General features: G+C 54.2%; 15 protein-coding genes. 14 read left to right on the top strand and 1 reads right to left on the bottom strand.

Annotation, left to right across the window (positions count from 1 at the left end; all coding sequences use genetic code 11):
• Positions 1-13: 13 nt before the first annotated feature.
• Entirely contained in the window at positions 14-661 is a 648-nt protein-coding gene (locus OCV31_RS01445; RefSeq protein ID WP_148471922.1) for an HAD family hydrolase, read from the bottom strand.
• A gap of 67 nt (positions 662-728) precedes the next feature.
• On the opposite strand from OCV31_RS01445, the gene OCV31_RS01440 reads away from it, so the two are divergent.
• From OCV31_RS01440 to OCV31_RS01375, 14 genes are all read left to right on the top strand, one after another.
• Positions 729-1,760: a DNA polymerase IV gene (locus OCV31_RS01440; RefSeq protein ID WP_148471920.1), complete on the top strand. Its 1,032-nt coding sequence runs from the start codon at positions 729-731 to the stop codon at positions 1,758-1,760.
• Positions 1,761-1,770: 10 nt separating this feature from the next.
• Entirely contained in the window at positions 1,771-2,181 is a 411-nt protein-coding gene (locus OCV31_RS01435; RefSeq protein WP_148471918.1) for a PaaI family thioesterase, read from the top strand.
• Between the two features lie 9 nt (positions 2,182-2,190).
• A complete protein-coding gene (locus OCV31_RS01430; RefSeq protein ID WP_108831320.1) occupies positions 2,191-2,607 on the top strand; it encodes a PaaI family thioesterase in 417 nt (138 codons plus the stop codon).
• A complete protein-coding gene (locus OCV31_RS01425; RefSeq protein WP_148471916.1) occupies positions 2,597-3,490 on the top strand; it encodes a DMT family transporter in 894 nt (297 codons plus the stop codon). Before OCV31_RS01430 ends, OCV31_RS01425 begins: the two co-directional genes overlap by 11 nt.
• Positions 3,491-3,580: 90 nt before the next feature.
• Positions 3,581-4,738 carry a zinc ribbon domain-containing protein gene (locus OCV31_RS01420; protein ID WP_148471914.1) on the top strand — a complete coding sequence of 386 codons (1,158 nt, stop codon included), beginning with the start codon at positions 3,581-3,583 and terminating at the stop codon, positions 4,736-4,738.
• Positions 4,735-5,379 carry a DNA alkylation repair protein gene (locus OCV31_RS01415; RefSeq protein ID WP_148471912.1) on the top strand — a complete coding sequence of 215 codons (645 nt, stop codon included), beginning with the start codon at positions 4,735-4,737 and terminating at the stop codon, positions 5,377-5,379. The genes OCV31_RS01420 and OCV31_RS01415 overlap by 4 nt, the downstream gene beginning before the upstream one ends.
• A gap of 44 nt (positions 5,380-5,423) precedes the next feature.
• Complete coding sequence (locus OCV31_RS01410) at positions 5,424-6,533, top strand: cysteine desulfurase family protein (protein ID WP_148471910.1); 1,110 nt, start codon at positions 5,424-5,426, stop codon at positions 6,531-6,533.
• Positions 6,530-7,606 carry a tRNA 2-thiouridine(34) synthase MnmA gene (mnmA, locus tag OCV31_RS01405; protein WP_148471908.1) on the top strand — a complete coding sequence of 359 codons (1,077 nt, stop codon included), beginning with the start codon at positions 6,530-6,532 and terminating at the stop codon, positions 7,604-7,606. The genes OCV31_RS01410 and mnmA overlap by 4 nt, the downstream gene beginning before the upstream one ends.
• 9 nt (positions 7,607-7,615) lie before the next feature.
• Entirely contained in the window at positions 7,616-8,071 is a 456-nt protein-coding gene (locus OCV31_RS01400; RefSeq protein ID WP_148471906.1) for a MaoC/PaaZ C-terminal domain-containing protein, read from the top strand.
• Positions 8,072-8,277: 206 nt separating this feature from the next.
• Positions 8,278-9,606 (top strand): branched-chain amino acid transport system II carrier protein, encoded by a 1,329-nt coding sequence (gene brnQ, locus OCV31_RS01395; protein ID WP_148471904.1) that lies wholly within the window; start codon positions 8,278-8,280, stop codon positions 9,604-9,606.
• Between the two features lie 427 nt (positions 9,607-10,033).
• Positions 10,034-11,359 carry a branched-chain amino acid transport system II carrier protein gene (gene brnQ / locus OCV31_RS01390; RefSeq protein WP_148471902.1) on the top strand — a complete coding sequence of 442 codons (1,326 nt, stop codon included), beginning with the start codon at positions 10,034-10,036 and terminating at the stop codon, positions 11,357-11,359.
• A 232-nt stretch (positions 11,360-11,591) separates the two neighbouring features.
• A complete protein-coding gene (gene nhaC, locus OCV31_RS01385) occupies positions 11,592-13,016 on the top strand; it encodes a Na+/H+ antiporter NhaC (protein WP_148471899.1) in 1,425 nt (474 codons plus the stop codon).
• Positions 13,017-13,019: 3 nt separating this feature from the next.
• Complete coding sequence (locus OCV31_RS01380) at positions 13,020-13,553, top strand: glycoside hydrolase family 73 protein (RefSeq protein WP_148471896.1); 534 nt, start codon at positions 13,020-13,022, stop codon at positions 13,551-13,553.
• 161 nt (positions 13,554-13,714) lie between these two features.
• Positions 13,715-15,841 (top strand): adenosylcobalamin-dependent ribonucleoside-diphosphate reductase, encoded by a 2,127-nt coding sequence (locus OCV31_RS01375; protein WP_148471894.1) that lies wholly within the window; start codon positions 13,715-13,717, stop codon positions 15,839-15,841.
• Positions 15,842-15,889: the final 48 nt, after the last annotated feature.

Genomic DNA, 15,889 nt, shown 5'->3' with positions numbered 1-15,889 from the left:
AAATTTAATCGGATCAGGCGCGGAAGGGGCCTTGGGCTTTTTCCTTCCAGTTCAGATGCAAATAGCCCTCGGCGTCGGTTTTGTTGTTGATGAGGTAGCGGGTCTTTACCAGCTCCATCATGGGGCGATCGGCGGCCAGGGAATCGCTGTAGGCCACGCTGTTTTCGTAGTCGATTTCCATGTTCTTTTCCGTGAGATGGGCGAGGATATTGTCCACCTTTTTTGCGTGCTTGTTGTTGTCCCCCACCATTTCGAAATCCTCGTCGGTTTTCGTGCCGATAATGTGATCGAAGGGAAGCACGTCGGCCACGTACTTCAGGTAGTCTTCCACGGAGGCGGAGACGAGAAGCAGGTAGTAGCCCGCCGCTTTCAGGGCGTAGATTTCGTCCACGGCCTCTTTAAAGGCATAGGCCATGACGTCCTCGTAGACGAAGGCCTTGATTTCATCATCCGTGTAGTAGCTGAGCATGGAGAGAAAACTGTTCTTTACATTTTTCTTCACGGCCTTCGGGGAGCGAAGGAGGCTCCCCGTGACAAGCTCTTTGTAAAGTTTTGCCCGAAAGCCGGGGATTTTTCGCGCTGTCACGTCGTATAATATAAAAATGGAATCTTTCGAGATCACCGTGCGGTCGAAATCGAAGAGGGCAATTTTTTGTTTCATGGATTCTCCTTTACCCGCCGCACTTCCGCCGGCGGCGGTTTTTTGTTATAGTAGATTGGTGATGCATATGGACATTTTACATGTGGATATGGATGCGTTTTTCGCCTCTGTTGAGATTTTATTGAATCCCGCTCTGAAAAACAAGCCCCTGGCCGTGGGCGGGAGAAATCCCTCGGGCATCGTGACCACGGCGAGCTACGAGGCGAGAAAATACGGCGTGCACTCGGCCATGCCCATGTTTATGGCGAAAAGCCTGTGCCCGAATCTCATCGTGGTGCCGACGAGAAAGGGCGTCTACGGCGAGGTGAGCCGAAAGGTCTTCGGCTATTTGGAGCACTACGGCTACAAAATGGAGCAGGTATCCATCGACGAGGCCTATTTGGATATTACCGGCGCCAAGGATCCTGCCGCACTGGCGAAGACCATGCAGAGGGAAGTGGCGCGGCGCTTCGGCCTTTCCATGAGCTGCGGGCTGAGCTACAATAAATTTCTCGCAAAAATCGCCTCGGACATGGACAAGCCCGCGGGCTTTACGGTCATCGACGAAGCGCGGGGGAGGGAAATCATCAAGGATCTTCCCATTTCAAAGATCCACGGCATCGGCAAGAAGACGGCGGCGCGGCTCCGTGAACTCGGGATTCACACCGGGGCGGATCTGCTCCTTTTGGAGCGGGATTTTCTCAAGGAGAGCTTCGGCAAAATGGGCACGGAGCTCTACGACCGGGTGCGGGGCGTGGACTTAAGGCTCGTGGAGCCCGGCAGGAAGCGAAAATCCATCGGCACGGAAGAGACCTTCCCCGAGACCCGAAGCCGCGCTTTTTTTAAGGAGCGGCTTATGGAATCGGCGCGGCAAACGGCCTTTCTCATGGAGAAAAAGGGCATTGTGGGCTACACGGTGACCGTGAAGATCAAGACGCGGGATTTCGACACCCACACCAAGTCCAAGACCTTCCCCGAGCCGGTGGAAGGGGAAAAGGCATTGTATAGGGAGGCCAAGGCCCTCTTCGATTCCCTTTACGGCGGCGAGAAGCTTCGCCTCTTGGGCCTGAGCGTGTCCGCATTGGAAGAAAATTACAGCAGGCAACTGCGTTTTTTATAGGAGGTGCAGAATGGAAGAATGGAGACAAGAGAGAGTGCGGGAAATTTTTCAGCGCTTTACGAGCCTCTTTGATCTCACGATTTTGGAGCATACGGACGATACGATTTACGCCCGCTGGCATGTGGACGAGACGGTATTAAATCCCGCGGACATCGCCCACGGCGGGGCGGTGTATTCCGTTACCGACGCCATTTGCGCGGCGCTGGGCCTGCGGAACAACCACCTGCTCACCCGAGGCGTCAACTTTTACTACTACCGCTCCGTTCTCTTAGGGGACGCCTACATTCGCGCCGACTTTAAAAAAGTAGGTAAATACACCTCGGTCATGGAAGCGGAAGTGACCCAAAACGGCAAGCTCTGTGCCAAGGGCATGTTCGACATGGCCTATATGCCGCAAGCGGAACAAATCGAGATGGAGTAAGGAGGAACTATGGATCGCTACGAATACCTACAAGACAGCGTGGACCATCGCCTCATGGACGATTCCGAACTGAAGGTCGTCGAGCGTCGGGACGGGGGCATGACCTGCACATGGAAAGTGTGGCCCGGGGCCATTAACTCCGCCGGCACCTGCCAGGGCATGATTCACTTCGGCATGGCCGATGTAATCAGCGCCATTCTCTGCGACCGGGAAGGCGTCGTCGTCACCCAAAGCGCCTCCTGCTTCTACCACGCCCCTCTCTACGAAGGGGAAGTGGTGGCTGAGGCCTTTTTCAACAAGCGGGGCAAGGTCAACGACAATGTGGAAGTGCACTTCTTTCAAAAGGACAAGCTCTGCTTCCAGGCGATTTTCAGTATGCACGCCACCGGCGTGGTGCTGAACAAGGGGGGAGAGGATGAAGCGTAATCAAGCCATCTTCCTCTTAGTCCTTACCACGATTATTTGGGGCATGGGCGTGGTGGTTCAGGTAACCGGCATGAACCACATCCATCCCTTTGTATTAAACATGCACCGTTCCCTGGCGGCGGGGCTTTTCCTCCTCGTGATTCTCCTGTTTGTTCCGAAACTGAGAGGCGTGGGAAAGGATCTCGGGGCCACGATTAAAGGGGGCATTTGCTGCGGCATCTGTCTGAGCGTGGCCATGGCACTGCAACAATACGGCCTTCAATACACCACCGCCGGCAAGACCGGCTTTATTACGGCCCTTTACATCGTCCTCGTGCCCATGGGCGGGATTTTGCTTCGCCACGCGATTTCCAAGAAGACCTGGCTCGCCGTGGCCATTGCCGCCGTGGGCCTGTATTTTATCAGCATACAAAAGGGCGCGGGCTTTTCCATGGGCCTCGGGGATTTCCTCATCTTTCTCTGCGCCATCGCCTTTGCCGTGCACATTCTCGTCATCGACTACTTTGCCGAGGATGTCGACGGCGTGGCCATGAGCTGCATCCAGTTTTTCACGGCGGCGATCCTTTCCTTCTTCTTCGTTCTGCCCACCGGGGCGTCCTTCTTCGGGGAATACGCCAAGGCCCTGCCGGCAATTTTGTACCTGGGGATTCTCTCAAGCGGCGTGGGCTTTACCCTGCAGATTTTGGGCCAACGCCACACGGACCCGACAACGGCCAGCTTGATCCTAAGCTTGGAATCGGTATTTTCCCTCTTAGGGGGCTTTTTGTTCTTAAACGAATCTTTGACGGGGCGGGAAGCCTTGGGTTGTGCGCTCTTGTTTGCGGCCATTCTCATCGCCCAATTGCCCGTGGAAAAACTTCTGAAGATACCGGCGAAGAAATAAATTTATTTCCTAATATTCGGCATTCGTGCAATAAATAGCCATCTCTCGGGTATAGATCTATCCAAAGGACTATGTCAAGGAGGGAATGAAATGAAGTGTCGTTTTTGCGGAAATAATAATGAGCCCGGCGTCAAATTTTGCGCGTCCTGCGGGACGCCCATGGTCTATCCCCTGGGTTACAAGCCCGAGGACGAGGATGCGGCGGAAGAAAAACCGACGGTAGAAGCGTCGGAAGCGGCCGTGGAAGAAGCTGCCCCGGAAGAAATCGAGAAGGCCGCGGTGGAAGAAGAATCGGTGGAAGAAGAACCGCCTGTCGTCGAAGAAGTTTCCGCCGAAGAAAAGACGGAGTCCCCTGTCGCGGAAGAGGCGGCTGAAGAAGCGGCGGAAGATACGACTGAAGAACCGTCGGAAACCATCGAAGCCGCCGATGCATTTGAAGGGCCTGTTGCCAAAGAGGCGGAAGAAAACGAAGCGCCTGCGGTTGAGGAAGCTGCGACAGAAGAAGCTCCGGTTGTAGAAGAATCCGTTGCAGAAGAAGCGCCTGTTGCCGAAGAGGCGGAAGAAAAAGCGGAAGAAGCGCCTGTCGTTGAAGAGCCTGCTACGGAACAAGCCCCTGCTGTTGAGGAGCCCGCCGTGGAAGAAGCGCCTGTCGTTGAGGAGCCCGTTGTGGAGGACGTGCCTACCGTTGAAGAGTCCGCTGTAAAAGAAGCTCCCGAGGAACCGAAAGAAGCGCAGGTAGAGGAAATCGACTTATCCAAGCCCATGGACAAGCGCAAGAGACAGGCCTTAAAGCGCAAGCAAAAAGCGGCGAGAAAACAGGCCCAAGACGGAGATGCCGCCGAGAGAAAGCGCCTTGAGCATCAAAGCCACAAGGGCAAGGAAGCGAAAAGAGCGCAAGAAAAGGAAGCGGCACCTGTAAAAGAAGAAAAGCCGGAAGCGCCGAAAGTTATGCCGGAAGAGGCGAAAGCGGAACCGAAAGAAAAAATCCAAGCCGCCGACGACTTCAAAAAAGAATCGGAAAGGCCGCAAGTCAAGCAAAAAGAAAGCACGGCGGAAAAGAAAGCGGAAGCGAAGCCGGAAGAAAAAGCACCGAAAGAAAAAATCCAAGCGGCGGACGATGTGAAACTCGAGAAAAAGAAAATCGAAGCCGAGGCGAAAGCGCCGGCGAAAAAAGGCCGCATCAGCCCGGTCCTTATCGCCCTCGCCCTCTTGATCCTTCTCGTTATTATCTATAAACTGGTGAAATGAAGGATCTAAATGCCGCCCTCAGGGCATCGGCCACGGCGAAACACAAGGCCTTTTCGGAAAAACTGATCCCCACCGTGGCTCCGGAGACGATTTTAGGCGTGCCCATGCCCGCATTGAGGAAATTGGCAAAGGGCGTGGACCGCTCTTTTCTCGCGGACTTGCCCCACGAGACCTACGAGGAAAATATCCTCCATAGTCTTTTGATCAACGGCTTGCCCGCCGAGGAAGCCATTCGGGCCATGGATGCGTTTGTGCCCTATTTGGACAATTGGGCCGTGGTGGACGCACTGGATCCGCGGGCCTTTTATAAGGGAGATTACATCGAGGACTACATTCGCCTTATGAAATCCCCCGCGCCCTACGGCCGCAGACTGGGCATCGTCTTGGCCCTGCGCCATGTGAAGGAAGATCCCGAAAGGCTCATGAACGCCGTGGAGACCGCGGAAAGCGGCCATTACTACGTGGACATGGCCATGGCCTGGTTCTTCGCCGAAGCCGCCCTTTACGAACCGGAGGCCGTCCTAAGGCGACTGGAAGAAGGCTCCCTACCTGCTTCGGTGCACAAGAAGACCATTCGGAAAATAAAAGAATCCCGCCGCGTTCCCCCCGCTGTGAAAGCGCGGGCGAGCGCCCTGCAGTAAGATGACGGCTCCTTTCGAGGAGCTGTTTTTGTGAAAGGAGATCCATGATTTACTTCGACCACGCGGCCACCTGTCCCATGAGCGAAAAAGCCATCGACACCATGACCGCCCTGTTAAAAGAAGGCTACGGCAATCCCTCCAGCCAACACCGCTTGGGCCGTGAGGCGAAAAACGCCTTGGAAGGCGCCCGCCTGGACGTGGCGGAGCTCTTCGGCCTTTCCATGAAAAACGTCCTCTTCACAGGATCCGGAACGGAAGCCGACAACATCGCCATCATGAGCGCCTACAAAAACAGAAAACAGAGCCCGGGCCACATGATTACCACGGCCATGGAACACGAAGCTGTGTTGAAATGCGCCGAAGCCCTGGAAAAAGAGGGCGTGGCGGTTACTTTTATCGCCCCGGATAAAAACGGCGTGGTCCGTGCCGAAGATATCCTCGCCGCCGTGAGAGAAGACACCTTTTTGGTCAGCGTTATGGCCGTAAACAACGAAGTGGGCTCCCTCCAGCCGCTGGATAAGATCAAAGAAGGCCTTCCCGAGAGCGTACACTTTCATGTGGACGCCGTGCAGGCGGCGGGCCACCGCCCCGCGGATACCTACGCCTTCGCCGACACCGTGGCCATGAGCGGCCATAAATTTTACGGGCCCAAGGGCGTGGGGATCTTCTTAACGCGAAAAGAGCTGGAGCCCGTCATCTACGGCGGCGGTCAGGAGCGGGGCATTCGAAGCGGCACGGAAAATGTGCCGGGTATTTGCGCCATGGTGGAGGCACTGAAAGAAGCGGAGGCCCGCCGGGAAGAAGACGCCGAGCACATCGGCCACCTGACAAGCCGTTTGCGGGAAGGCCTCGCCGAAATCGACGGCGTCACCCTCACCGTCCCCGCCGCCGACGGCCGCATCACCCACGCCATGGTGGAGGGCATCTCCCGAGACGTCCTCTTGTATCAGCTGGACCGCCGCGGCTTCGCCCTCTCCGGGGGAAGCGCCTGTCAGGCCGGCGCCGCCACAAAGAGCCACGTCCTCGAGGCCATGGGCGTGGATCAAAGGAACCGCGCGCCCATGCGCCTGTCCCTGGGGCGGGAAAACACCATGGACGAAGTGGAAGCTTTTTTAAACGCATTAAGAGAAATAATAGAAGGGAAGAGATCGTGAGTCGCATACTCGTCGCAATGTCCGGAGGCGTAGATTCCTCCGTGGCCGCCTATTTACTGAAAAAAGCCGGGCACGAATGCATCGGCGTTACCATGAAACTGTACGAAAACGACACGGTGGCCCACACCGGCCACACCTGTTGCTCCCTTGACGACATCGACGACGCCCGCATGGTGGCGGCGAAGCTCGGCATGGATTACTTCGTCTACGATTTTTCCGAACGCTTCGAAGAAGAAGTCATCGACAAATTCGTCGCCTATTACGAAAAGGGCTGGACCCCCAATCCCTGCATCGACTGCAATCGCTACTTAAAATTCGAAGACCTCTACACCCGGGCGAAGGAGCTGGACTGCGACTACATCGCCACGGGCCACTACGCCCGCATCCAATACGACGATGAGTTGAAGCGCTACACCCTTTTAAAGGGCCCGGACGAAAAGAAAGATCAGTCCTACGTCCTCTATAGTCTGAGCCAGGAGCAATTGGCCCACACCCTTTTCCCTCTGGGGGAATTGGAAAAGAGCGAAGTGCGTAAAATCGCCGAAGAAGCGGGCCTGGTCAACGCTAAAAAACACGACTCCCAGGACATCTGCTTCGTCCCCGACGGCGATTACAAGGGTTTTTTGGAGCGGAGGGAAAACAAAACCTACGCCGAAGGCGATATTGTGGATGAAGAAGGCCGCGTTCTCGGCCGCCACAAGGGCGCCGTGGGCTACACCATCGGCCAGCGAAAGGGCCTGGGCGTGGCGGCGGGCCACCCGGTCTACGTTCTCGACAAGGATATGGAGAAAAATCGCGTCGTCGTGGGAAACAAAGAGCATCTGAAAAAGAAGGAGCTGGATGCCGTGGACTTTCAGTGGCTAAGCTATCCCGAAACGGATCGCCTGAACGTCACCGCCCGCACCCGCTACCACGGCGTGGAGACCTCCGCCACCTTAATCGACAAAAAAGACGGAAATATCACCCTGATTTTCGACGAACCCCACGGCGCCATCGCTAAGGGCCAGGCCGTGGTCTGTTACGACGGGGACAAAGTCGTGGGCGGCGGCACCATCGTCGATTCCCGCGGATAAGGAGGAAAGATGTATTTAGAAGATTACGTGGAAGGGCTCACCTTTCAAATGGATCCCTTCGCCCTGACGGAAAAAGAAATCATCGACTACGCGCAGGCCTATGACGACCGGCCCTTTCACACGGATCCGGAGGCGGCGAAGGACAGCCGCTTCGGCGGAATCATCGCCTCGGGCCTTCACAGCTTCAGCGCCACCTGGGGCCGCTGGGTCGCCACGGGATTAGACGGAGGCGGCGTCGTCGCCGGTATCGGCATGGATCACCTGCGCTGGGTCAATCCCATCTATCCCAATGTGGATCTTTATACCAGCGTCGTCGTGGATAAAATCGAAATCAAAAGCGGCGGCGACTACGGCGTCGTCCACGTGAACGCCTTCACCCGAGACGAAGCGGGCACGCTTTTATTGGAACACGACGCCATTATCCTCGTGGCGTCGCGCCATGCTAAAGTAAAAAAGGGAAATTAACACTACGAAATTCAATATACAATATAAAAACTAATTAAAGTTTCGTGGAAGATAAAAATATTTCTGAAATAGGCGAAACGAAATGAAATCATTTTCATGAATAAAGGTTTTCACAAATAAATCATTCTATTTCGTCACGAAAGTAGCGATCGCGTTCAATATTCTGTATAATAAATGACGTATTGAACTATTGAAGGAGTGACTAAATGAAAAGCAGTAAAACAAAAGACGTCATGGTCATTGGCTTCGCGCTGTTCGCTATCTTTTTCGGCGCGGGCAACTTAATCTTCCCACCATATTTAGGTTTCCACGCAGGCGACTCGTGGACAGCGGTTATGCTGGGCTTCCTTTTGGCAGACCCGATCATCCCCATTATTACCTTAGTCGTCACCATTTTTGCAGGCGGTAAAGCCGTCGACTTAGGCCGACGGGTCAATTACCCCTTCGCCTTGATCTTAGCCGTTGCGGCCATGATCAGTCTGGGTCCGGTCTTTGCGATTCCGAGAACCGCAGCTACAACCCACGAAGTCGGTATTCTTCCCTTCTTCTCGGGCGCCCCGATTTGGGTGACATCGGCTATTTTCTTTGCCATTACCTTGGCACTGTCCATTAAAGAAACAGGCGTTATCGACATTATCGGTAACTACATTACGCCGGTTCTCTTGCTTTTCTTAGGTATTATTATTGTAAAAGCCATTATCTCGCCCATTGGGCCCATTCTTCCCGCACAAGGCACGGACTACTTTACCCAAGGGATTAAAGAAGGTTACCAAACCATGGACGCCATGGTATCCCTTCTCTGTACCGCCATCGTAACCGGCGACTTGATTCGAAAAGGCTACGGCGATGCGCCGAAGGCTGAAAAGCAAAAAATGATCGTTAAAGTTTGTGTCCTGGCCATGGTGCTCTTAATCCTCATCTACGGCGGACTCACCTACGTCGGCGCCCAAGGCGGCACCCACTTCGGTCCCGATGCAACTCGCGTCGAAATTCTCGTCGGCAGCGTCGGACTGCTCTTAGGTAAATGGGGTCAAGCAGCCTTGGCTGTGGCAGTTAGCTTGGCTTGCCTCACCACCTCCGTCGGTTTAACCTCAGCTTGCGGAAACTTCTTTAACTCCGTATCCAATGGCAAGTGGAAATATGAATACGTCGTCTGCGTATCCGTCCTCGTCAGCTTTACCTTCTCCCTCGTCGGCGTCGAAGGCATTATCGGCTTGGCAGGTCCGGTACTGGACATCGTCTACCCCGCCATTATCGCCATGTCCTTCATTATGATCTTTGAGCGTAAATTGATCTATGACGGCACCTTTATCGGCATGGCCGTCGGCACCCTCCTTGCCGCCGCCATCACCACGATCTTTAACATGACCGGTTCCTTCGAAGGCGCCGCCAATTTGATCGACAAGATGCCCTTAGCGGAATTCGGCTTCAGCTGGCTCGTTCCCGGCATCGTCGGCGCCATCATCGGCACGATTTGCGGCAAAATGGGCATGGGCAAGAAGCGTTCGGATCACGACATAAAGCCCGCCTTCTAAAATAATAAGATAGCAAAATGCGTACTTCGGTGCGCATTTTTTTATTGCCGAAACGGGGATTGAATAGTCGAGATGAAAGAAAAGGCATCGACGAGGCGGGAAGGCGGCATAAAAAAGGCCGCGAAAAAAATTTGCATCGCCGGGTAAAAAAGTGTTTGGGGCAATCGTTTTTATTGTTTTCACGGCGGGCAAAGTTAAAGGAAAAGAAAAAAAGCATCTCATTTCCGATTAAAGATCGACACAGAAATAACGAATAAAGCAAATATTGAGGTGAAAACCTAAGCGTATACAAATATATAGTACACAGACGACAAAATAGGCACAGTTTTCGTTAATTGAAAAATTTACTTCAAAAAGGTATGTGATTTAGATATAATGTTACACAAAGGTAGAACGAACCTTAGAATTTTATAAAGGAGATGAGTTTATGAACAAAAGAACCCAAGATATCTTTGTCAGCGGTCTTGCCCTGTTTGCCATTTTCTTCGGCGCAGGTAACTTGATCTTCCCGCCCTACTTAGGTGTTACCACCGGTGACGGTTGGTTTGCTACCATGTGCGGCTTCCTTTTAGCCGACCCGGTCATTCCCATTCTAACCGTTTTCATCACAGCCTTTGCAGGCGGCCGTGCCGTTGACTTAGGTAAACGGGTCAGCCCCGGTTTTGCGAAGCTGTTATCCCTCGTTGCCATTATCTGTATCGGTCCTGCTTTCGCAATTCCCAGAACCGCAGCCACGACCCACGAAGTCGGTGTTATGCCGTTCTTCCCGAACGCACCCGCCTTCATTACGTCCATCGTATTCTTCGGCATTACCTTTGCTCTCGCCTATAAAGAAAATGGCGTCGTCGATATTATCGGTAAATACATAACGCCGGCATTATTGATCTTCCTCGTTCTCATTATTGCGAAGGCAATTATTACCCCCGTCGGAGCCATTGTTCCCGTCGAACACGACGGCGGCTTCTTCGTCAGCGGTTTCTACGAAGGGTATCAAACCCTCGATGCTCTCGCAGCACCCTTGTTCACCGGGATTGTCGTCGCCGACTTGATTCGAAAAGGCTACGGCGAAGTCAGTGAAAAAGAACGCCGTTCCTTCATTATGATGGTCGGTTTGGTTGCCTTTGTCGCCCTGGCCGTCGTCTACGGTGGTCTTACCTATTTAGGCGCACAAGGCAGCAGCATGTTTACCGCTGATGACTCCCGCGTTGAAATCTTAGTCGCCTTGGTTGGTATGCTCTTCGGTAACTTCGGTAAGATCGCATTGGGTCTCGCCGTCGCACTGGCCTGCCTCACCACCTCCGTCGGCTTAACCTCCGCTGCAGGGAACTTCTTCGAAGACATCAGTAACGGCAAGATCAAATACGGCGTTACCGTTGTCGTCGTTACCGTCATCAGTTTTGCACTCTCCTTAATCGGCGTCGATGCCATCATCGCTTTGGCAGGCCCTGTATTAACCATCGTATACCCGATTATCATCGCCCTCGTCTTCTACATGATGTTTGAAAAACGCGTTCGCTACGACATGGCCTACATCGTCATGGTCGCAGGCGTTCTCGTTATCGCCATCATCGAAACCGTTGGCGACAAGATTGGCCTGGGCGGCATGGCTGCTTCCATCCAAAATTTACCCTTAGGTCAATTCGGCTTTACCTGGTTCGTTCCTTCTCTCGTTTGCTTTGCCGTCGGCTACCTCATCGGCAAGATGGGCGTCGGCAAAACCATCGACGATCACCCGGATACGGGAGGCTTCTAAAATACCTTTTAAAAAGAGTCCGCTTCGGCGGGCTTTTTTTATGGAATCGACGGCCGGCGAATCATTCGGGCGATAACAAATCCGTTTTTTATGCCGGAAATTAGTCGGATCTTAGAGTTCGGCGGCCCCTGTGGGCTCATTTTCGTGGCGCGTGGCGGCGTTTTATATTATAATGACCTCTATATTCTTATTTGCTAATGCAGGAAAGTATTCCACGAGGAGGATTGTAGCGATGAAAGCGACCAATGCGCCGAGAAAGGCGAAGCTGTGGGAGGCCCTTACGGTCTTTTTCGGCCTCGTCCTCATTATGTGCGTGAGCATTTTAAAATTTGAGATCGAACCCCACATTCCCATGTTTATCGGCGTGATCTTTGCCGCTTTAATGGCCATGCGGATCGGCTATTCCTGGGACAGCATCGAAAAGGCCATGGTGCGCGGGATTTCTCAGGCCCTGCCCTCGGTGATGATCTTAATCACCATCGGCATCCTGGTAGGCATTTGGATCGCCACCGGCGTGGTGCCCTCCATGATCTACTACGGCCTGGGGATTTTGAAGCCGTCGATTTTTCTCGTGGCGGCCTGCTTGATCTGCTCCATTACCTCCCTGGCCACGGGGAGCAGCTGGGGCACGGCGGCCACCATGGGGATCGCCCTCATGGGCATCGCTCAGGGCCTGAATATTCCGGCCCCGGTCACCGCCGGCGCCATTTTGTCCGGCGCCTACTTCGGCGACAAGATGAGCCCCCTGTCGGATACGACGAACCTGGCCCCCGCCATGAGCGGCACCGATGTCTTTACCCACGTGAAGGCCATGGTGAAGCCCACGATGATTGCCTATGTACTTACCTTGGCGATCTTCGCCTACTTAACCACCCGTTACAGCGGCCCGGCCGGCGGGGCGGATACTTCGGGCATCGAGGCCCTTCAGGAGGGCTTAAAGAGCTCCTTCGTCATCAGCCCTCTGCTCCTCTTGCCTCCCATCGTGGTCATCGTCACCATCGCCTTTAAGATGCCGGCCCTTCCCGGCATCGTCTTGGGGATCGCGGTGGCCACTTTCATCGGCCCGATGATTCAGCCCACTGTGGGCATGAAAGAAATATTAGGAAGCGGCATGAACGGCTATCTGTCTCAAACGGGCATCGAGAGTTTGGACAAGCTTTTAACCGCCGGCGGCCTGATGAACATGATGCAGTCCGTGTCCCTCACCCTAATCGCCATGATGTTCGGCGGCATCGCCGAGGAGACGGGGCAAATGGAGATCATCGTCAAGACCGTGGTGCAGGGCATTCGCTCCGTCACCGGCCTGGTCGTCGCCACGCTGTTTACCTGCCTCTTGTCCAATATGACCATGCCGGAGCAATACATTTCCCTGGTGGTGCCCGGCCGCATGTTTGCGCCGGAATACCGCCGGCGGGGCCTGCACCCGAAGATGCTTTCCTCTACCCTGGAGGCCTCGGGTACGGTGACCAGTTGCCTCGTGCCCTGGAACACCTGCGGGGTCTATATGAAAAGCGTGCTCCACGTCTCTCCCATGGCCTATATGCCCTTTGCTGTGTTTAATCTCCTTATGCCCATTGTTGTCATTGTCATGACGGCTCTGGGGCGAAACACCTTCTATATTAAGGACGATCCCGATACGGTCATCGAGGTGGAATAAATCGTGAAGAAGAGAAAATGGAAACTCTTTCTCGCGGTCTTCCTCTTGGCGCTTTTCTTTATGCGGCCTCGCTACGAGCCGAATCGGGAGAGCGTCCACAGTCGGGAGGATTTTTTCGCGGCCTACGCGCCCCTGGCCCGGGAGGTGGGGAAGAAATACGATCTCTATCCCTCGGTGATTTTGGCCCAGGCGGCGGTGGAGTCGAATTTCGGCGAAAGCGAACTATCAAGGAACTACAACAATTACTTCGGCATCAAGGGCAAGGGCGTGGTGCTTCCCACCATCGAAATGGAAGGGGAACGGAAAATGGCCGTGGAAGACGGCTTTCGCACCTACGACTCCGCCCGGGAGAGCTTCTACGACTACGGCAAGCTCATCGCCAAGGCCGCTCGCTACGAGCCCGTGCGGGAAGCTACAAGCGCCGAGGCCTATGCCATGGCCCTTCATCCGGCGGGTTACAGCACCAATCCCCGCTACGGCGACATTTTGATCGAGGTCATGACCGTTTACAACTTAAAGAGTTACGATGAAAACTAAGGCGCTTCGGCGTCTTTTTTATTTGCTCAAAAAGCGCCTTGAAAATACGGCGGCCATAGCGTAGTATAAATAGCGTATACTACATTTAGAGGTAAGATAGAAACAGATAGAACTTAACCACAATATGTTGACAGTTTGTGGATAAATAAGAGGAGGACAGGATGAAGGTAAGGAAGCGTAACAAGAATGTGGTGGAATTCGACGGGGAGAAAATCGTCGTCGCCGTAGAAAAAGCCATGGCGGAAACGGACAGGGGCGTGGACGAAGACGCGGCCCGGGCCGTGGCGAAAGAAGTGACGGAAAAATGCACCGGTGAAGAGATCGTAGACATCGAGACCATTCAAGATGCCGTGGAGCTTTCCCTTATGGCGAAGGATCCCGTGGCGGCGAAGAAATACATCCTCTACCGCCAAGAGCGGGCCCGCCTCAGGGAACACGGCTGGGACATGACGGATCTGCAGCGGGACATTTACGAAAAGAAGTACCGCTTCGATTCGGAAAGCTTCGAAGGCTTTTTGGAACGGGTTTCCGGCGGCAATTCCGCCATTAAAAAGGCCATCGCCAACAAGGAATTTATGCCGGCGGGACGGATCTTGGCCGGCCGCGGGCTGGATGCCTTCGGCAAAAAGATCACCCTTTCCAATTGCTACGTCATGCCCCAGGTGGAAGACAATATCGAATCCATTTACGACACGGCCAAGTGGATGGCCCGCACCTACAGCTATGGCGGCGGCGTGGGCCTGACCTTAAACAAACTGCGCCCGAAGGGAGCCAGAGTCAACAACGCCGCCTCTTCCACCACCGGGGCCGTAAGCTTTATGGATCTCTACTCCCTCACCACGGGCCTGATCGGCATGCGCGGCCGCCGCGGCGCCCTCATGCTTAATATGGACGCCTCCCACCCGGACATTTTGGAATTCATCAATGTGAAGAAAGATCTGGACAAGGTGACCAGCGCCAATATTTCCGTAAACTGCGGCGACGATTTCTTCGAGGCCTATAAAAAGGACGCGCCCTTTGCCTTAACCTTCGACGTGGAAGCCACCGGGGAAAAAATCCGCCGGGAAATCAGCGCCCGGGACATGATGCACAATCTGGCCTACAACAACTGGGACATGGCCGAGCCCGGCGTGCTCTTTAAAGACCGGATCAATTCCTGGCACATTATGAGCGAAGACGATACCTTCGAATACGCCGGGGTGAATCCTTGCGCGGAAGAGCCCCTGCCCGCTTTCGGATCCTGCAATCTCTCCAGCATCAATTTGGGGGAATTCGTCAAATATCCCTTCAGCAAATTCGCCCGCTTCGAATTCGAATCCTTCGGCCGCTTGGTGCGGGAAGGCGTCATCTATTTAAACGACGTCCTGGACGAAAACATGGCCCTGCACCCCTTAAAAGAGCAGCGGGAACTTTCTCGGGATCTGCGCCAAATCGGCCTGGGCATTATGGGCGTCGCCGACATGTTCATTAAAATGGGTATTAAATACGGTTCCTCGGAATCCTTAAACCTCATCAATCAAATCGGCCGCGTCCTCGTGAACGAAGCCCTGCGTCAGTCGGCCCTCTTGGCGAAAGAAGCGGGCCCCTTCCCCCGCTACCGAAAAGACAAGGTCCTGGCCAGCGAATTTATTCGCTCCAATGCCGACGACGACGTGTTGGCCTTAATCGAAGAGTACGGCCTGAGAAATTCCCAGCTCCTCACCATCGCCCCCACAGGCTCCATCTCCACCTTAATCGGCTGCAGCAACGGCGTGGAGCCCATCTTCCAAATCAGCTACGTGCGTAAATCCGAATCCCTCCACACGGAAGACACCTACTACACGGTGTACACGGAGATCATTCGCAAGCTTATGGAAGCACAGGGCCTCTCTCGGGAAGAAGATCTGCCCGATTACGTCATCACCACGTCCAATTTAAACTATCGGGACCGGATCAATGTGCAGGCCACCTGGCAGCAATTCATCGACGCCTCCATTTCCTCCACGGTGAACGTGCCCAATGAATTTACCGTGGAAGAAGTGGAAGACCTTTACGTCTACGCCTGGGAGCGTGGCCTGAAGGGCATCACCATCTATCGCGACGGCTGCGCCAGAAGCGGCATTTTGATTACGAACGACAAAAAAGACGGCGCGGACCGCATCAAAGAGCTCCAAGACGAATTGAATCGGGAGATCGCTAAGCAGATGACGGAAAACCCCGACACCTGCCCCATGTGCGGCGGCACCATGAACCACTCCGGCGGCTGCGCCGAGTGCCAAGACTGCGGCTACAGTCCCTGTGCCATTTAAAATAAAAGAACTTAAGATCAAAAGCGAAGGCGAAATCCTTCGCTTTTT

Source organism: Aedoeadaptatus acetigenes, assembly GCF_025566985.1.
GTDB lineage: Bacteria > Bacillota > Clostridia > Tissierellales > Peptoniphilaceae > Aedoeadaptatus > Aedoeadaptatus acetigenes.
The sequence above is the reverse complement of the archived record's forward strand: the minus strand, read 5'-3'. Positions and strand labels throughout refer to the sequence as shown.